The sequence below is a fragment of the Microbulbifer maximicatervae (SeqCode) genome (assembly GCF_052468155.1).
On sequence record NZ_CP174335.1, the window covers coordinates 4,729,898 to 4,747,064 of the forward strand.

Annotated in this window: 23 protein-coding genes; 9 read left to right on the plus strand and 14 right to left on the minus strand. The window is 55.1% G+C overall.

Translation table 11 applies throughout. The features are described 5' to 3' along the window. Nucleotides 1–62: 62 nt before the first annotated feature. Nucleotides 63–839, minus strand: a complete 777-nt coding sequence (locus tag ACJJIY_RS20295) for a DUF1499 domain-containing protein (RefSeq protein ID WP_282933544.1) — start codon at nt 837–839, stop codon at nt 63–65. Beyond that, on the minus strand, nt 836–1,252 hold the full coding sequence (gene msrB, locus ACJJIY_RS20300; protein ID WP_413665066.1) for a peptide-methionine (R)-S-oxide reductase MsrB: 417 nt from the start codon (nt 1,250–1,252) through the stop codon (nt 836–838). Before msrB ends, ACJJIY_RS20295 begins: the two co-directional genes overlap by 4 nt. A 186-nt stretch (nt 1,253–1,438) precedes the next feature. Here msrB and ACJJIY_RS20305 point away from each other — a divergent pair, with 186 nt between their 5' ends. Further along, nucleotides 1,439–2,653 carry a pyridoxal phosphate-dependent aminotransferase gene (locus tag ACJJIY_RS20305; RefSeq protein ID WP_108732567.1) on the plus strand — a complete coding sequence of 405 codons (1,215 nt, stop codon included), beginning with the start codon at nt 1,439–1,441 and terminating at the stop codon, nt 2,651–2,653. Beyond that, nucleotides 2,653–3,054 carry a hypothetical protein gene (locus ACJJIY_RS20310; protein WP_444896621.1) on the plus strand — a complete coding sequence of 134 codons (402 nt, stop codon included), beginning with the start codon at nt 2,653–2,655 and terminating at the stop codon, nt 3,052–3,054. The genes ACJJIY_RS20305 and ACJJIY_RS20310 overlap by 1 nt, the downstream gene beginning before the upstream one ends. A 34-nt stretch (nt 3,055–3,088) precedes the next feature. Here the strand turns inward: ACJJIY_RS20310 and ACJJIY_RS20315 are convergent, their stop codons facing one another. The 5 genes from ACJJIY_RS20315 to ACJJIY_RS20335 are packed head-to-tail and all read right to left on the minus strand — an operon-like array spanning nt 3,089 to nt 7,768. Further along, a complete protein-coding gene (locus ACJJIY_RS20315; protein ID WP_445358707.1) occupies nt 3,089–4,030 on the minus strand; it encodes a class I SAM-dependent methyltransferase in 942 nt (313 codons plus the stop codon). A 3-nt stretch (nt 4,031–4,033) separates the two neighbouring features. Then, on the minus strand, nt 4,034–5,185 hold the full coding sequence (locus ACJJIY_RS20320; RefSeq protein ID WP_444916038.1) for an ATP-NAD kinase family protein: 1,152 nt from the start codon (nt 5,183–5,185) through the stop codon (nt 4,034–4,036). Continuing rightward, on the minus strand, nt 5,176–6,297 hold the full coding sequence (locus ACJJIY_RS20325; RefSeq protein WP_444916037.1) for a 4-phosphoerythronate dehydrogenase: 1,122 nt from the start codon (nt 6,295–6,297) through the stop codon (nt 5,176–5,178). Before ACJJIY_RS20325 ends, ACJJIY_RS20320 begins: the two co-directional genes overlap by 10 nt. Beyond that, complete coding sequence (locus ACJJIY_RS20330; RefSeq protein WP_445358708.1) at nt 6,294–7,187, minus strand: 5'-3' exonuclease; 894 nt, start codon at nt 7,185–7,187, stop codon at nt 6,294–6,296. Before ACJJIY_RS20330 ends, ACJJIY_RS20325 begins: the two co-directional genes overlap by 4 nt. Further along, nucleotides 7,184–7,768 (minus strand): elongation factor P hydroxylase, encoded by a 585-nt coding sequence (locus ACJJIY_RS20335; RefSeq protein WP_445358709.1) that lies wholly within the window; start codon nt 7,766–7,768, stop codon nt 7,184–7,186. Before ACJJIY_RS20335 ends, ACJJIY_RS20330 begins: the two co-directional genes overlap by 4 nt. Nucleotides 7,769–8,061: 293 nt before the next feature. Here ACJJIY_RS20335 and ACJJIY_RS20340 point away from each other — a divergent pair, with 293 nt between their 5' ends. Beyond that, nucleotides 8,062–8,748: a hypothetical protein gene (locus ACJJIY_RS20340; protein ID WP_108732560.1), complete on the plus strand. Its 687-nt coding sequence runs from the start codon at nt 8,062–8,064 to the stop codon at nt 8,746–8,748. Between the two features lie 75 nt (nt 8,749–8,823). On the opposite strand, the gene tusA is transcribed toward ACJJIY_RS20340, so the two are convergent. Then, nucleotides 8,824–9,054 carry a sulfurtransferase TusA gene (gene tusA, locus ACJJIY_RS20345; protein ID WP_282933554.1) on the minus strand — a complete coding sequence of 77 codons (231 nt, stop codon included), beginning with the start codon at nt 9,052–9,054 and terminating at the stop codon, nt 8,824–8,826. 118 nt (nt 9,055–9,172) lie between these two features. Here tusA and ACJJIY_RS20350 point away from each other — a divergent pair, with 118 nt between their 5' ends. Continuing rightward, nucleotides 9,173–9,460, plus strand: coding sequence for an antibiotic biosynthesis monooxygenase family protein (locus ACJJIY_RS20350; protein WP_413665059.1), 288 nt, complete (start codon nt 9,173–9,175; stop codon nt 9,458–9,460). Here the strand turns inward: ACJJIY_RS20350 and ACJJIY_RS20355 are convergent. From ACJJIY_RS20355 to ACJJIY_RS20370, 4 genes are all read right to left on the minus strand, one after another. Then, complete coding sequence (locus ACJJIY_RS20355; protein WP_444916035.1) at nt 9,435–10,073, minus strand: alpha/beta family hydrolase; 639 nt, start codon at nt 10,071–10,073, stop codon at nt 9,435–9,437. The two genes, ACJJIY_RS20350 and ACJJIY_RS20355, sit on opposite strands and share 26 nt — an antisense overlap. Further along, nucleotides 10,066–10,290, minus strand: coding sequence for a YheU family protein (locus ACJJIY_RS20360; protein WP_108732557.1), 225 nt, complete (start codon nt 10,288–10,290; stop codon nt 10,066–10,068). Before ACJJIY_RS20360 ends, ACJJIY_RS20355 begins: the two co-directional genes overlap by 8 nt. Nucleotides 10,291–10,352: 62 nt before the next feature. Then, a complete protein-coding gene (locus tag ACJJIY_RS20365; protein ID WP_445358710.1) occupies nt 10,353–11,165 on the minus strand; it encodes a class I SAM-dependent methyltransferase in 813 nt (270 codons plus the stop codon). A gap of 16 nt (nt 11,166–11,181) precedes the next feature. Beyond that, on the minus strand, nt 11,182–11,526 hold the full coding sequence (locus tag ACJJIY_RS20370) for an MTH1187 family thiamine-binding protein (protein ID WP_445358711.1): 345 nt from the start codon (nt 11,524–11,526) through the stop codon (nt 11,182–11,184). Between the two features lie 92 nt (nt 11,527–11,618). Here ACJJIY_RS20370 and ACJJIY_RS20375 point away from each other — a divergent pair, with 92 nt between their 5' ends. The 4 genes from ACJJIY_RS20375 (at nt 11,619) to mnmC (ending at nt 15,261) form a co-directional block, all read left to right on the plus strand. Further along, a complete protein-coding gene (locus tag ACJJIY_RS20375; RefSeq protein WP_282933559.1) occupies nt 11,619–12,149 on the plus strand; it encodes a glycine cleavage system transcriptional repressor in 531 nt (176 codons plus the stop codon). Nucleotides 12,150–12,231: 82 nt separating this feature from the next. After that, a complete protein-coding gene (trmL, locus tag ACJJIY_RS20380) occupies nt 12,232–12,705 on the plus strand; it encodes a tRNA (uridine(34)/cytosine(34)/5-carboxymethylaminomethyluridine(34)-2'-O)-methyltransferase TrmL (protein ID WP_108732553.1) in 474 nt (157 codons plus the stop codon). Nucleotides 12,706–12,719: 14 nt separating this feature from the next. After that, nucleotides 12,720–13,259, plus strand: coding sequence for a flavodoxin FldB (gene fldB / locus ACJJIY_RS20385; RefSeq protein ID WP_444896612.1), 540 nt, complete (start codon nt 12,720–12,722; stop codon nt 13,257–13,259). Nucleotides 13,260–13,272: 13 nt separating this feature from the next. Further along, on the plus strand, nt 13,273–15,261 hold the full coding sequence (gene mnmC, locus ACJJIY_RS20390; RefSeq protein ID WP_444896611.1) for a bifunctional tRNA (5-methylaminomethyl-2-thiouridine)(34)-methyltransferase MnmC2/FAD-dependent 5-carboxymethylaminomethyl-2-thiouridine(34) oxidoreductase MnmC1: 1,989 nt from the start codon (nt 13,273–13,275) through the stop codon (nt 15,259–15,261). On the opposite strand, the gene ACJJIY_RS20395 is transcribed toward mnmC, so the two are convergent. After that, nucleotides 15,254–15,889, minus strand: coding sequence for a DUF502 domain-containing protein (locus ACJJIY_RS20395; RefSeq protein WP_444896610.1), 636 nt, complete (start codon nt 15,887–15,889; stop codon nt 15,254–15,256). The genes mnmC and ACJJIY_RS20395 overlap by 8 nt on opposite strands. Before the next feature lie 9 nt (nt 15,890–15,898). Here ACJJIY_RS20395 and ACJJIY_RS20400 point away from each other — a divergent pair, with 9 nt between their 5' ends. Continuing rightward, nucleotides 15,899–16,711: a glutaminyl-peptide cyclotransferase gene (locus ACJJIY_RS20400; protein WP_444896609.1), complete on the plus strand. Its 813-nt coding sequence runs from the start codon at nt 15,899–15,901 to the stop codon at nt 16,709–16,711. Here the strand turns inward: ACJJIY_RS20400 and ACJJIY_RS20405 are convergent. Further along, nucleotides 16,695–17,123 (minus strand): hypothetical protein, encoded by a 429-nt coding sequence (locus tag ACJJIY_RS20405; protein WP_157953964.1) that lies wholly within the window; start codon nt 17,121–17,123, stop codon nt 16,695–16,697. The two genes, ACJJIY_RS20400 and ACJJIY_RS20405, sit on opposite strands and share 17 nt — an antisense overlap. Between the last annotated feature and the right edge of the window lie 44 nt (nt 17,124–17,167).

Sequence of the window (17,167 nt, forward strand, 5' to 3'; positions counted from 1 at the left end):
TTTTGATTTTTTTTCTTTTGTTGTCAGACACTTACAAAACCCAGCCATTTCTGGAGTGCATTCTAGTACCGCTCTGTGCCAGTTCCCTCGAGCACCAGCGCGTGCAGGTGCAACTCTTCCAGAAATTGGCGGATACGCTTCGCATTGGTACCTAAGTCACTGACCCCGACTCGGGAGCTGGAACGCACATCGACTTTGGAGCCACCACCCACGTCAGCGCTGACCCGTACAACGATATCGTCCGTAAAACCGAGGATCGGTGTTTTCGCTACAGCCTCCAGGTGGCCCCGCTGAGGCTCATAGGAAACCACTTTCCAGCCCAGGTCTTCGGCCACTTCAGCAGCGATCTCAGTGGTACGAGCTATCGGGAAGTCCACGTGCAACGGCATTATATCGGCATATATATCTGCCTCCCGCTGCAATTCGGCCACCTTCTCTCCACCGTATTCGGCACTGTTGTCGCCTTTCTGGCGCAACTTCAATACCTCTTGATACTGGGGGGGATTGCGGGTATCGGTACTGATGTCGTGAATTCTTGGCACATCGAAGTTGCCCTTGCCTACGGTTACCAGAGGTATTGCCACCGGCAGCAGTCCGAGCAACGCCGCCCACAGAGCATTGCTGCGCACCAACGGCTTGCTCTTGCTCACTCCCCAGACAAAAACAAACAGGCTCAGTAATGCAATTGCCAAGGCTGCACCGCCAGAAAACACAAATATTTTGAAAACCACAGAGAAGTGCAGCAACCCGTAACGCAAGGCGGCAGCCGCAAGGACGATCAGCAGTAACAGAATCCACTGCACCCGCAATAGCCAATTACTCCAGTGTGATTCCGTCACTCAGTGTCATCCTCCGTTTCATCACTGCCCTGGTCCAGCTTCACCGATAGAGAGTTCACACAGTAGCGAAGTCCCGTATCGGTGGGGCCATCGTCGAATACATGGCCGAGATGGGCATCGCACTTACTGCAGCGAATCTCTACACGCTGCATACCGTAGCTGCTGTCAGGCAGCTCCTTCACCGCACCTTCATAATGCTCTGCATCAAAGCTGGGCCAACCACAACCGCTCTCAAATTTTGACTGCGAGCCGAATAAAACCTCGCCACAGCAACGACAACGATAGACGCCATCGTCAAAAACATCCCAATATTCGCCGCTAAACGGCGCCTCTGTCCCACCTTCCCGGCAGACCTCAAACTCCTCATCTGTAAGCTTATCCCGCCAGTAGTTCTCATCCATCTGTTTTGACATACTCTAGTGTTTCCGTAATCAATTGGGGTTTCCGGTCAGGCGTCACTTTGTGGCAATGCCTATGTGTATCGGTTCCCGGTTTCCCGCAGGAGTGGTACCTACCGCTGGTGGACATTACCCGGTTTTCGCGCACTGAACTCGCGGCCCTGGGCCGCTCCTGCTCTGCAATAGAGCTTCCAGGTCACCATGAAGGACATCAATAAATCAGAAAAACTGCACGGCGTCTGCTACGAAATTCGCGGCCCCGTGATGGAGCAGGCCCAGCGCATGGAAGAGGAAGGCCACCGCATCCTCAAGCTGAATATTGGCAACCCTGCCCCCTTCGGTTTTAACGCCCCCGACGAGATTATCCAAGACGTCATTCACAATCTCTCTGAGGCACAGGGCTACGTCGAGTCTAAAGGGCTCTTCGCTGCGCGTAAGGCCATTATGCAAGAGTGCCAGACCCTGGGTATCCCGGGCGTCGAGATTAACGATATTTACCTGGGCAACGGCGTCTCCGAACTGATCTCCATGAGCACCCAGGCCCTTCTCAACAATGGCGATGAAATGCTGTTGCCAATGCCCAACTACCCCCTGTGGATGGCCGCCACCAACCTCACCGGTGCCAAGCCAGTTCTCTATCGCTGCGACGAGGAGTCCGGATGGCTGCCTGATATTGAGGATATCAAAGCAAAAATCACTTCAAAAACCCGCGGCATAGTGGTTATCAATCCCAATAACCCTACTGGCGCCGTTTATCCCCGGGAACTACTGGAGGATATTGTCGAGGTTGCCCGCAGTCACAACCTGGTGATCTTCGCCGATGAGATTTATAGCAAGATTCTCTACGACGATGCGGAATTTACCCCGATGGCCAAACTGGCCCCGGACGTGCTCTGCCTGAGTTTTAACGGCCTGTCCAAGTCCTACCGCCTGGCCGGCTTCCGCTCTGGCTGGATGGTTATCAGCGGCACCAAACACAGGGCCAAAGGTTTTATTCAGGGGATGGAAATACTCGCCTCTATGCGCCTGTGCGGCAATGTACCCGCCATGTTCGCCGTGCAAACTGCGCTCGGTGGCTACCAGAGTATTAACGATTTGGTCCTGCCCGGCGGGCGCCTGCGCCAACAGCGAGATATGGCCCACCGCATGCTCAATGACATTCCCGGTGTGAGCTGTGTCAAACCTAGCGGTGCTATCTACTTGTTTCCCAAGCTGCATCTGGATCATCATAAGATCGAAAATGACGAGCAGCTGGTGCTGGATTTCCTGCGCCAGGAAAAAATACTACTGGCTCAAGGCAGTGCCTTCCATTGGGATGCACCGGACCACTTGCGTATTGTCTTCCTGCCCCGTGCCGACGACTTATCGCATGCGATGGAACGCCTGGGCGACTTTTTGGAGCGATATTCCTGCTGATGCTGGACGATTTACATATTCACGATTTTTACCGGGATGCCGGCAGGGTACTGCTGGCAATGTTTAATCAATTCCCGGTACCGGCAACCGTTTACGTGGAAGATATTTCCGGCCCCGACTCACCGGATGAGTACGGGCTGCACTCCCCCCGCCATTTAGCCTGCCTGGGGTCCATGACCTGGCTAAAGCAGAGTGGCTATATCAGCTTTTCCCAGCTGGTGCGCCAGGAGGCGATGGAGGATGCGGTATTAACCCACAAGGGTTTCCTGCTAATGATTAATGCCGGAGCTGAGTCTGGGCAGAGCAACGCCCAGTTGCTCAACAGCGCTGTGCGCGAGGGATCATCAGGCCAGTTGCAGGCGCTGATGGAGCGCTTGATGCGGGAGTTTGCCGCGCTGTAAGGAGCCCCTTAATGCGCGGCATTGGCAATCGCCATTACTGGGATTGGCGACGATATTTAACGTGCAGCATTTTTAAGGCAGCATCCGGGTCCCGATCAGGGAAATCCGGGTTCTGCTCCAAGCGCGCTACAACTTCATAACCGCTGTCAGATCCGAGGATTAACTCCCTAAACTGGGCTTCGCTGTGCCGGGGCGAGTTGATCACCATCAGCAGATCCGCCTCAGCGGCGAGACAAGCGGGCAGCTGCCTCAGCAACTTTTCATAATTCTGGCTGACATCGAAGCGACCTTTTTGTCGTGTCGGCGGATCGACAATGCCCAGGTCAAAGGGACCGCGACGGTCGAAGCGCTTGAATTGACGCAGTGCATCGAATTGCAGGAACTGAACCCCTTTGAGGGACAGCCCATTAACTTCGTGATTTTCCCGTCCGCGACTTAAAACACCACGATTGACATCCACATTTACAATATCGATATCACCTGCCGCTCGCGCGACCGCAGAAAAAGCACAGGTGAAAGCGAAAAGATTGAGCATTTTTGCTGACGCCTGCCCAGCCCTTGCACGTACCTGCTCTTCAAGCCAGGCCCTGCCCGGCTCAATATCCAGGAAGAAACCCACATTTTGTCGATCAAACGTGAGGGGGAATTTAAGGTCTCCACGCTGCGCGACCGGGTCTGTTACCGGCTCCCCAAAGTGCCACTGCAAAGGTGCCCCAGGGAGATAGCGTCGCTGCGCAGCGACCCCCTGATAACCTCGCGCCTCAGCCATTTGCCAGAGTTTTTCACACAGCTCTACTTCACCTTCATATTCTTCAAAAAAAGTTACTAACAAAGCGGGGAAAAAGCTGTCGACGCAGACCTGCTCCAAGCCCTCATAACTGCGACCCCGGCCGTGAAAAAAACGGCGGCTGTCGCCAACATTCTGTCCTAGTTTATTTTCTACCTGCTCCAGCAGTAACTGCCAATCTGCACTCATCGCTTATTGAATATCCCCGTTACTCAGTGGATAAAGAATGGCATCCCGGTAGCCGGTAACCACTCGAATAAAACCACTCCACCGTTTATCAAGCTTGGGGTTACCGCTATCGATTAATAGCGGACGCCCATGCAATTCCGTAATTTTTGTTTTAGTTGCAACCACGATTAAATTATCGCGCCCAACGCGCCGCAGTACATTGGCTGACAATTGTTGGTTACCCCGGCCAATTAAATGACCCTGGCCACCAATGGCGGTGAGAATGATTTTTACCGGCCCGCTGTGATCGGCAATGGCCTGTTCAATTTGCGGCGCACTGACATCCAACTGCAACAACTGGCCATCCAGTAATAAATCCACCCCCAACAGTGTTCCCTCACAGCCCAACTCGCTGAGGATTGCCAATGTAGTAGAGCCTGGGCCAACGACATACAGGGTTTGCGGGTCCAGGTCTTCGGTAATCTCTGCGGCGATATCCGCAACTGCCAGCTCTTCCACTTCGCGGCCGGCATTTTTTACCGCCTGTAAAAACTGGCCTTCCTGGGGCACCAGCAACTCGCCGTAGTAACGCGTGGTAACCCGCCCACTGCGGAATGACTGCTCATCAATATCCCGCACTTCACGCTCAGCGAGGTCCACCAGCTGCCCCGCCATCAGACGGCGCAAAACCTCACCACCCGCTTTAGGGGAAATCGCAAAACAGGCGGAGTGCATTTTCACTCCGGCGGGAATACCCAGCACCGGGAAATTATCCCCCAGGGCATTGACGATATTTCTCGCAGTGCCGTCACCGCCAATAAAAACAATGAGGTCTGCACCATTGTTGCGGATAGTGGCTGCTGCACGCTCTGTATCTTCCGGGGAGGATGGCGAGCACTCGGCCACGCCCACTTCACAGACAGAAAAACCGAGTTTACGCGCTGTACTGGCCCCCATATCGCCGGCAAAGCACAGGATCTCCAGCTCATCCTTAAAGGGTTTTAATTCCTCAAGGGCCAGCGCCGCACGCTGATTTGCCTGGGGTTCGATACCTGCGTCCAGCGCGCGTTGCACCGTTTCGGCACCATCGCTCCCCTTGAGACCTGCCGGGCCGCCAATGCCAGCCCAGGGGTTAATAATTAAACCAAGCTTTTTTACTTGTTTACTTAACTGCACGCCAACCCCAACACTTCCAGTTGCCGCTTCTCTTCGTCACCCAAAGTCTGGGCTGAAGTTTTGTAGTGACTGAACTCCAGGCGCTCGGGGTACTCTTTACGCAGCAAATCAAAAGCCTTCTCCATCGGCACATCACCTGCTGCCGCCGCGCGCAGGCGGCGATCATCCGCGCGGGGGTTGTACATCTGCAACAGTAATTCTTCTGCTGAGTCTCCCGTGACCTCTTTAAATGTAACAGCCGGCTGACATTCCGCAGACATAGGTGCAATACCCAATTCCCGGCACAAGGCCTCGCGAATCATACGGGTGCCGGCCAGCTTCCCATCCAGACTGTAACCGGCAATATGCGGTGTCCCCAGGTCAACATGCTGCAATAATTCAGTATCGATATCCGGTTCGTTTTCCCATACGTCCAGTACGGAAGTAAAACGCTTACCCCGCTGGATTTCCGTCAGCAGTGCCCGGTTGTCTACCACCCCACCCCGGCCGGCGCTAATCAATACGCTGCCATCGCGGAGCTGGCGCAACTGCTCTGCTCCAATCATATGGAAACTGGGGTAGGTGCCGCCCTTAACCAGCGGTGCGTGAAGGCAAACAATATCCTGGCTCAGCACCTTTTCCAGCTCACTCGCATCCGGGTTTTCCGGTAGCCAGGGATCGTAAACTGCGCAGGAAACCCCGAGAGCATGCAAGCGCTGCTGCAAAAGCCCGCCAACATTGCCGCAGCCCACTATGCCGAAGCTGCGCCCATGCCAGTCAATTTCCAGTGCGGCCAGGGTGCAGAAAACATACTCCACCACGGAGTTGGCATTGCAGCCAGGCGCGGCGCTCCAGAAGATCTCATTGCGTTCCAACCACTGGGTATCCAGGTGATCAGTGCCTATGGTGCAACTGCCAACAAAGCGCACCCGGGTCCCCTCCAGCAGGCTTTGATCAACCTGGGTGACCGAGCGCACCAGCAAAATATCCGCATCAATTAATTGTTCTCGGCTCAAGGTGCGGCCGTGGTAGCGCTCCAGCGTTCCCAGATCACCGAAATACGCCTCCAACGCAGGAATATTCTCATCGGCGACAATTTTTAATCCCGCACTCTGTGCAGCACTATCCGTCATGTAAGTTCTCCATCAACACCCGCTAAGGTGCGTTCAATCTTCTTGCTCAGGCCACCGATACCAAATTCCTCCGCCAGGGAACGGGCCAGATAGACATCCACCGGCTGTGGGCGCAAATCTGCCAGTTTTATATCCAGGGGAACCCGCTCCTCAAGACTGGTCAGGCGCTTGGCGAGGTGCAGCTGCTCTTCGTATTCCTCTATCCGGGCCACCAATCCCTTGGCTCCGCGAATGGGCATTGTGGCAAGGGTATCGAGCTGCTCCAGCAACATTTCTATAGTGTCGAATGCCTCTAACAGGCGTGCCGCAGTCTTTGGGCCAACCCCGGGTATCCCGGGAATATCATCGCTGGTGTCTCCCACCAGGGCCAGATAGTCGGGAATCTGCTCCGGGCGCACACCGAACTTTTCCCGTACGCCCTCGCCATCCAGGTGCCGGTCGTTGGCAAAATCCCACAGGGATACAGCGCCCCGAGCCAGCAGCTGCCCCAGATCCTTGTCCCGGCTCACGACCACTGGGTTATGCCGGTGCAGCTTCCGGGTTAACGTGGCCAGTATGTCATCGGCCTCGTAGCGCTCACTGGAAAAGCTGGCAATACCCAGTACCTCAGCCATTTCCCGGCACGCCGCCAGCTGGAAAGCCAGGGCTTCATCGGGTAGTGCGCGACCGCACTTATAGTCTGGGTAAATCTCATTGCGAAAACAGCTTCCCAGTGATTCGTCGAAGGCGCAGGCAATATAGCCCGGTTGTCGCGTCAACATATCCAACAGGAAGTTAGTAAAGCCGTAAACGGCTTCAGTGGAGTAGCCACTGCGACTCTCCCAGTTGGGCGGCAGCGCAAAGTAGTAGCGAAAAATATATACCGATGCGTCTATGAGATAACTATTCAAGAGAGATCCGCCAATTGGTAGCTGCCCCGGTCAAAAGGAATGGGACAACCGAATTCCTTCATCAGGGCTTCGGCGAATGCACAGGCCCGAGGGTTGGGCCGGGTATCACAATAGTCCAGAACTTGCTGCCGGATGGCCTTTTTAAACCGGTCGCTAGCGCCCAATCCATTTTCCAGATTGTCAGCGCTCACGCGGAACTTGAGTCCGCAAGCCCGTGCAAAGATCCATTCAAGGGCCTGTGGCTTGACCTCTACCTGCTCGAACTCAGCCTGCTGGTCGGCACTGCGACCATCCGGCGCATACCAGTAACCGTAATCCGGCAACTGCCGCCGGGCCTCTCCGGCGACACACCAGTGCGCCACTTCATGCAAAGCGCTGGCGGCATAGTCCAGGGTGAACTCCACCTGGTGGTAGGTTTGACCCTCCCCCCTTGGCCGGTAATAGGGCTCGCAAAAGCCCCCGCGAAGTCGGGTATTGAGCCCATTTGGGTCTGAAAAACAGTGATCGAAGACTCTGACAATACGATCAGCCATTGGCAGTTTCGTAGGAACAGAAGCCATTTCTGCGGTTGCAACAGGCAAGGCGTTCTCCGGGATACCTCAAAGGCGGGGACTATATCAACGCCTGCGCCCCGATCAAAGCGCAGGCGCTTGCGGGGCGCAAAAGGCGCTGGTTGTATTTCGGCAAATCAACATATACCTTTAGGAACAGGGATGCCGCAGAGGGCGTGTCCTTCTAGCGTCTCCCCGAGGAGGGAATTAAAGCAATCAAACACCCTCCTGCCCCAGTCTTCCTTCAGAGGTAGGGCATTTCGCTGTCGCACCTTCATCTGACGTGGAGACGGTATACAACCGGCCCTGCAAGGAGGTGTTCCATGACAGACCACAGCATCAACAATGTGGTTGACCTCTTCACCGGCGAGCCCATCGAAACTTCTGCGGACAGGCGCTTTATTCGTCTTTCGCCGGAGCTAGACGGCTTGGAAATGCTCTACTCCAACAACTCCAGCGGCACAGATCTATATAGCCTGAAAGTTTTATGCTGGGGTCTCAAAGCAAATGGCGAGGTCGTAGGCCTCGTTCCCTGGTTAAACACCATAGTGGCCTGTCCCGACATCAAGGACCCTCTCGACGGACGCTTTGAGGGCTACTATGACCCCGGCATCGAGGAAATCTTCCATCAGCCCCCCATTCACAAGATCGTCGAGCTGGAGACTGCGGCGGAATACTTTGAATACGAGAGCAATAAAGCTGAGGAAGTACTCCAGGAGATCCCCGACACCATCGGCACCCACGCTGTGTTTATGGATGAACAGCGCGAGAACCTGACACTGATTGAGGTCGTCAGCTGGAGGTTGCACGCCGACGGGGAGATTCACGGCATGCTAATAGACCACGATATTGTTGAAACCACTCCGGTTTTACCGGGGGATCACTGCCTGTACCCCGCGCAGGAGAGCGAGGGATTCCGGTACTTTTTCCAACACCATATCGCTAACAAAATTAAATCCGAGGACCCCGAAGCCCTGGCCGCTATCGCTGCCCTGGTGACAGCTCCCTAGGGACTGTTGGGTCTTAATATTCAGGAGTGTGCCAGCCCCCGCCAATGGCATGGGGGCTGGAGCAACCGCGACCCGCTATTCCGCTTTTTTAATCCAGTAGACAAATTCGTCATTTTCCTCTGCGTGCTGTACCAGCTCATATCCAAGAAATTGGCAGAACTTGGGCACATCCCGCTGAGTGGAGGGGTCGGTAGCAACCATTTTCAACACTTCACCATCGGCGACATTGCGCACCGCTGAATGCAGCATCATGACGGGTTCCGGGCACAGGAGGCCACGGGCATCTAAGGTGTGATCTGACTTCATAGGTATCATTGTGCGCAATTTTACCGCCGTCGTCATCTCCAGAGGCATGAGGGCCGCGCGGTAATTCCCCTGCGCCCGCACTAAAATCCTCATAGGGCTAACGCAATTCGGGCTGACAATGATCTACGTGTTGATAGAACGGGAAATTGCGGCAGAAATGCAGGGCAGCTATGAAGAGGCCGCCCGCAAAATCCTCACTTGCGCCTACCGCACAGTAGGCTTTATCGAGGGGCAGACCTATATCGAGAAGGGCAATCCCTTGCGGCGCTTTACACTCTCCAAATGGCAATCTGAGCTCCATTGGCAACACTGGTATACCAGCCAGGAGCGCCGCGCACAGATGAATCTACTCAACCCACTGATGGTGCGGGAAGAGCGCATTACTGTCCTAGAGATCGCAGCATAAACTGGGCAGCCAACTCTACTGCGGATTGCCAATGCTGAAGCTGGTTAAAACCGCTGGCGCGACGGGGTTTAAAGTCGTGATCGCCATCTTCCAGCCACTCGACCTCAATGGTGTTCGCCAAACCGTAGCCCTCTACCTCAGCCCGGCTGCCTAATGGGTCCCGATCTCCCTGTATCACCAAGGTCTGGCAGCGAATATCCACCAAGTGCTCGGTACGCAGCTTTTCCGGCTTGCCCTGGGGGTGAAACGGATATCCCAGGCATACGGCACCGGCAATCGCCTTCTGCCCCCAGTATTCATCCGCCAACAGACTCGCCACGCGCCCGCCCATGGACTTACCACCGATAAACAGGGGCAACTCGGGGCCTAACTGGACGATTTGCTCGCGGAAAGACTCTTGCAGCTGGGGCATGGTATTGGGTGGCCGCTTACTTCCCCCGGTGCGCCGCTGCGCCATATAGGGAAACTCAAAACGGACAACTTCCACACCCTGCTCACACAACCCCTGCGCCAGGAACTGCATAAACTCACTGTCCATCGGCGCCCCGGCGCCATGGGCAAACAGAAAGCGCGCAAGGGGCTCTCTCGGGCTATCGATCAACCACTCAGACATCGGGGGGCAGGTCCTCGGCCAGGACCAGGTTTACAGTTTCTTCACCGGGCTCAAACCAGATCACCACTTGGCCGGATTGCAGCTGGCGACGCAGGCTGGCAACTTTGTCCACCAGTTCCACTTCACGTTCACCGTATTCGGTGCCCTCGCGAGTGGCGTACTCTTCCAGCAGAGATTGCAGGGTATCGGCATCTAGTTGTTCGAAGGGAATAATCATACAGCGACTAATTCAGGTAGGCTGGGAGCAGCCATAGCCACCCCCAGAATATTGTAAAACGATCAGGACTTGGGTTTGCGGAAGCGCAGGGTCATACGATCGCTCTCGCCGATAGCGAGATACTTTTCACGGTCCTCTTCACCCAAGCGCATTACCGGTGGTAAGGTCCATACGCCTTTGGGGTGGTCAGCAGAGTCTTTGGGGTTCGCATTTACCTCGCTGGCCTCTTCGAACTCAAAGCCCGCTTTTTTAGCCAGGTCGATAACATACTCCTGGGTGACATAACCACTTTTCACCATATCTTCCAGGCTGGTACCTGGCTTGGCACGGTGCTCAACGATCCCCAGAACACCACCAGGCTTCAGCGCGGCAAAAAAGCTGGCAAAAGCTTCATCGGCATAATCGCGATACATCCAGTTGTGTACGTTGCGGAAAGTTACTACGGCATCGGCACTGCCTGCCGGAGCAATCTCGCGACCGGTTTGCGGGGCAAACTCAGTCACAATCACTTTCTTGTAAGCCTTATCGTTAGCAGCCAGCTTCGCTTTGAAGTTCTTCAGGGAGCGCTTGAAGTAGTCGGACTCACTATTCTCAGGGAAGTGCGCCGCGTATAGGGTCCCTTCCTTGCTCAGGTAGGGCCCGAGAATTTCGGTATACCAACCGCCTCCCGGGGTAATTTCCACTACCGTCATATCCGGCTCGATCCCCATAAACTTCAGGGTCTCCGCCGGGTTGCGGTACTGATCACGGGCGACATAATCCTTGTTGCGATGATCCCCCTTAATAGCAGCAGAGAAATCTGCGGCCTGGGCTGTGCCCACCAAAGCCAGGGCACCGGCCAGGGCCACCAGGGATTTCTTAAAATTGCTCGTCATAGTTTTTCCTGTGTTGTTATCGTTGGTCCAACTTCGTTTGCACACTGTCGATCTTATCCTGCATAGATTGCTCGCGGTCAATACGAGTTCCCAATTTCAGGCTGGAACTGATTCGTTCGGCGCCCATTTGATGCACCCGCTCGTGGCACTCTTTAACTGCCGTCATCACCTTATCCCAGTCCCCTTCGATATTGGTACCGTATGCGTGCAGGCGATAGGAAAGCCCCGCCTCTTCCAGCACCCGCTCGCACTCAGCAACGTATTTACTGACGGAAACACCAACGCCGATAGGGATCACACATAAGTCCGCAATCACATTCATCAACAGTCCCTCGTTAAAGTACTTGGATATTGGTTTCAAAATAACGCTTTTGAGATTGGCCGATAGAGTTATTCGACGAGATCCTATTACAATGTCAGCTCAACGTCTCTCGTGAAGCAAAGGAACCTTATATGCAACAGCATCTCGTTATCTCCATGATCTCTGATGACAAGCCCGGTGTCGTGGAAAAGCTTTCAGCAGTTATCGCAGATAACGGCGGCAACTGGGAAGACAGCCATATGGCCCACTTCGCTGGGAAGTTTGCCGGAATCCTGCGGGTGGCGGTGCCCGCAGATAAAAGTGAGACACTTAAAGAGGCGTTGTCAGCCCTGGCAAACGCAGGCTACAACCTGGTTATTGAAGATGCCATTGCAGTGTCCGCCAAACCCCAGCAAACGCTGACGCTGAAACTGGTTGGCAACGACCGTCCCGGCATAGTCCGCGAGATCTCGCGCGCACTTACCGCCCACCATATCAATATGGAGCACCTGGAAACCACTTACGGCAGCACCCCCTGGAGCGGTGAGCCCCTGTTTAATGCCGAGTGCACCATCAGTGTGGCCGAAGACATAGATCTCGACGGCCTGCGTGACGATCTGGACCAGATTGCCAATGAACTCGGAGTCGAGATCGATTGCGAGGAGATCGCCACCCCCATCTAATTGTGGAATAATCCGCAGCCGTACAGGGCCGGGCACTGCTGTCCGGTCTAGCTAGAAGTCTCTCCAGCGCAAACGCCACCTCATGTTCAAGATTGTTCTATACCAACCTGAAATAGCGCCAAATACCGGCAATATTATTCGACTTTGTGCCAATACCGGGGCAGAGCTGCACCTTATCGAGCCCTTAGGTTTCGATATGGATGACAAACGCCTGCGCCGCGCCGGCCTCGACTACAGCGAGTACAGTCGCGTGGTGCGCCACAAGGACTGGCAGACCTTTATCGATAGCGAGCAACCCGCCAGGGTGCTGGCGCTCTCCACCAAGGGGAGCAAAAGCCATACCGCGATCGAATTCCAGGCGGATGACGCCATTGTGTTCGGCCCGGAGACCCGGGGGCTACCCGCAGAGTTCCTGCAAGCAGTAGGGGCCGAAAATACGTTGCGTATCCCCATGCGTGCCGAGAGCCGCAGTATCAATCTGTCCAATGCCGCCGCCATTGTTATCTATGAGGCCTGGCGACAATTGGATTTTAGTGGCGCCGTGTCCCAGCAGTAAGAAGTTCACCTTTTATGCAAAGTTCCCAAGCCCCAATCGGACTCTTTTACGGTTCCAGCACTTGCTATACCGAAATGGCTGCGGAGAAGATCCGCCAGTGTATCGGTCCTCAATGGATTGATATCCACAATATCGCAGAGGCGGATATTGGCCTCGCCGAAGACTACGACTTCCTTTTGTTCGGCATTCCCACCTGGGACTACGGCGAACTGCAAGAGGACTGGGAAAATATCTGGGACGACTTGGCCGCGCTGGACCTGCACGAGAAAAAGGTCGCGCTGTTTGGTCTGGGTGATCAGGAAGGCTACCCCCAGTGGTTCCAGGACGCCTTGGGCTATTTGCATTCACAGCTCCTCGCCTGCGGTGCCCGTGCAGTGGGCTATTGGTCCGCAGAAGGTTACGAGTTTGAAGAGTCCAAGGGGCTAACCGCCGATGGCAGCCAGTTTGTCGGGCTGGCCCTGGATGAGGAGAACGAATTCGATCTGAGCGAGGAGCGTATCCAGCGCTGGTGCGCCCAGGTAATGCGCGAGTTTGGCTTGCAGGATGAGGGCTGACGGAAGTCTTATTGTGAGCGAACCGGACAAAAAGTACGCAGAAATTGAATGGCGTGAAGACGGCCAGCCGCTGTCTCGCGCCTACGACGACATCTATTTTTCCAGCGCCTCCGGCCTGGAGGAAACCCGCTACGTTTTCCTGCAGCAAAATGCCCTGGCTGAACGCTGGCAACGGCTCGCAGAGAACGGCACCTTTACCATTGCCGAGACAGGCTTCGGCACCGGCCTGAACTTTCTCGCCGCCGCAGAGCTTTGGCAGAAAACGGCCCCGGAAAGTGCTCGCTTGCACTTTATTTCGGTCGAGAAGTTCCCACTGCGTCCCAACGACCTGCGCAGGGCAATGGATCTCTGGCCACAACTGGCCCCGTTCGCTCAGCCTTTGATTGATAGCTACCCTCCCCTGCTGGCCGCCGGCATTCACCGGCTGCACTTTGGCCCAGTCAGCCTGACCCTGATTATCGGGGAGGCAAGTGAGGCCCTGAACAGCTTGCGCCTGCAAAGGGACAGCGATCACCAGGTAGACGCTTGGTTCCTGGATGGTTTTGCCCCAGCCAAGAACCCGGATATGTGGACACCAGAGCTGTTTAAAAACATGGCCGCTCTGAGCAGTCCCAGCGCCACTTTCGCCACCTTTACCTGTGCCGGGCTGGTTAAGCGCGGACTCCGCGATGCCGGTTTTTCCCTGCGCAAGGTTCCCGGCTTCGGGCGCAAAAGAGAGATGCTGTGTGGCACTCTGGAGAGCCCACAAGTGAGCGAAACCAGAGAAACTCCGTGGCACCTGCCTCACCAGGAAAGCAAGCCCCCTAAAACCGTCGCTATTGTCGGCGCGGGAATAGCCAGTGCCACTATTGCCCGGGCGCTGGCAGAGCGCGGCATCGATGTTCAGGTATTTGAACAGGGTGAGGAACCCGGCTCTGGTGGCTCTGGGAATGACCAGGGAATTCTATACGCCAAGTTATCTCCCAAGCCCAGCCCCAACGGAGACTTCAATCTCCACGCTTTGATGTTTGCCCAACGCTACTATCGCAGCCGCTGCTCTAAAGTGAGCCACTTCAGCGGTCTGCTTCAATTGGCGCAAACTGAGCGGGAACAGCAATTACAGAGTCAGGTTGCCGCCACACTGGCGGAGAGCGTTGGGCAGCTATTGGCTGAACCTGTCGATGCTCGAGCGGCCAGCTCCCTGGCAGGCGTCGACCTACCCGTGGGTGGACTGCACTTTCCTCACGCCGGGTGGATTGAACCGCGCAAAGTCTGCGCCACTTTATTACAGCACCCAAATATCAACCTGCACAGCAACAGCTTGGTAAAAGGGTTAGGGCGAGAATCGAGCGGTTGGTCAGTAAAAACAGACCGCAGTGACTTTCAATTTGATGCGGTAGTTCTGTGCGGTGCCAATGATATTCGCCAATTTGCCCCTGCGGCGGCCCTCCCCCTGAAGCCAATTCGCGGGCAGGTGTCCAGAGCAACGGCCACTGAAAATTCTTCGCAGTTACAAATGGCTTTGTGCGGTGAGGGTTATATCACTCCTGCCTATCAAGGGCGTCAGAGCTTTGGTGCCACCTTTAAGCTTAAGGAGACCGCTACTGACCTACGAGTTAGCGAGCACAGCGAGAATCTACAAACCCTGGCAGAGCTACTGCCGAAAATAGCCGATGAGTTCTCACAACAGTCTCTCACTGGCCGAGCGGCTTTGCGCGCAGCGACCCCCGACTACCTACCCTTAGCCGGCCCCTTACCCAACTGGGACTCTATCAACGATACCTATGTCGCACTGCGCAAGAATCGCAAGCAGTACGTTCCCGAGCGGGCTGACTACCAGCAAGGCCTCTATGTAATGGGAGGCTTGGGTTCCCGTGGCTTTACCTACGCACCACTAACAGCCGAGGTACTGACTGCCTGGATGCTCAACGAGCCCCTTCCGGTCAGCGCAACCCTGGCCAAAGCACTGCACCCGGCTCGCTTTGCCATTCGCGATCTGGGTAGAAACCGGGATATCAAGTAGAGGGGACTCCAGTCTCCTTCTTCTCTGAAGACAGCAAGTTGGCACTGCCGGAACCACAGGCGACGATCGTCTTCATCGCCGCCTCAACACTCACGCCGGGCAGTATTTCTACGCACTCTGCCGGTACGTGAAACACAAACCCGGAGGTGGGTACCGGCGCTGTGGGCACATAGACGGTCATATCTCCATTGGGGTGTTGAGAAGTGACAATTGCGGTGACAGTGAGCGGATTATCAATGCCGTGAATGCGGACCTTGGCTACCGGCCCCGCCAGCACACCTTCACCACCGCCACCAATAAACTGGATCACCACATCTTTGATGGTGCTGTAACCCGGCGCCAGGCGTCCCAACCAGTGATCCACATGGCGGTGCAACCAGCTGCCAACACTGGTTTTCACCAACAAACCAATCGCGAAACAACCACCGAGAATCAGGGCTATCACCACGAGCCTGGCAAGGGTATTCTTAAATTCTGTATGCGCCTCAAGCCACACCACAGCGGGAGCTACAAGATCACCAACTTGACCGAACAGCCACTGAAACAGCAGGACAAAGATAGCTATAGGCAGCACCACTGCGAGTCCACCCAGCAGCGTCAAAGTGATAAAAGTTTTAATTCTGGTCATAGGCTATTGATGAACCGACTTCTCGTGAACAGCTGGATACTGTTATTGCTTTACGCCCCGTGGCTGCAAAGTGCAGCTGCAGAGACACAACTCCAAACAATCCCTTTTTCCATCCTGGAAGAGCGCCAGCGTGGAGGGGACCATTTCACCCAGGGGCTTTTCTACGATGGTCAACGCTGGTGGGAGAGCAGTGGTCGCTACCGCCGCTCCTGGCTCGCCGAGTATACCGATCCTGGCGCCAATCCAGTAAGACGCAAATGGCTGGCCAGGAACCGTTTCGCCGAAGGGCTCACAGTTCTCCACGATAAACTTTACCTGCTGACCTACAAGGCGGGAGAGGTCCATGTCTACCACGCAGACAAGCTCCAACATTTGAAGGTCATGCACTATCGAGGCGAAGGCTGGGGCCTCACCAGTAATGGCCAGCAGCTGATTATGAGTAATGGCAGTGGCGAACTGGTTTTCCGCGATCCCGATACTTTTGAGGTAGTGCGACACCTCAAAGTTCAAGGCGGAGGTAAAAATTGGTCCAGACTCAATGAATTGGAATTTGCCCAGGGCCTGATTTGGGCAAATATATGGCAAGAAAAACAGATTATTGCCATCGATCCGGAGAGTGGCCAGGTGCGCGGCATTATCGATCTCAGCGCTCTCAATCCGGCCGGCAGAAATCACCCTGACACCGTGGCCAATGGGATCGCCTGGGACAAAGCCAAAAATGGGCTCTGGATAACTGGAAAGTACTGGAAACAGCTCTATTTGATTCGCCCTGCAGGACTGGGCTTTGAGCGTACCAGTAGAGTTTCTAACGCTGATCCGTAACGGTCAGCACCCCCCCATCCCGGAGATAGTCCATCGCAGACAACTGCAACTGCAAGCGATAGCCGTGCCCCCTGCTCTGTAGGCTGACGCCTTCCAAACTCGCCTCGCCGTCATACAGCGTGGTGAATTTCCCTTCTTCATTTTCCCACTGAATATTTTCAACTTTTTGCATGCCGGGTAACTCAAGAGTGACCACTGTGAACTCTTCCGGCAAAGGCTGTAGCTCAACCTGGGCAACACCCGATGCGGTCGCCAGGGAAAATGCCAGTTGGTTTTCCGGTGCTGTTTGCCACCCCAGGTGAGTGTCAGCAACAACAGATTGAACCAGATTATGTGGGGAGGTGGAGGCGCACCCCAGAAGTCCGGCAGGAACCGTCAACGACAACACAGTTGACAAAATCAATGTGCGCATAGCCCTATCCTTAGCTTGCCGCTGTGATGGCGTAGGATTATAAC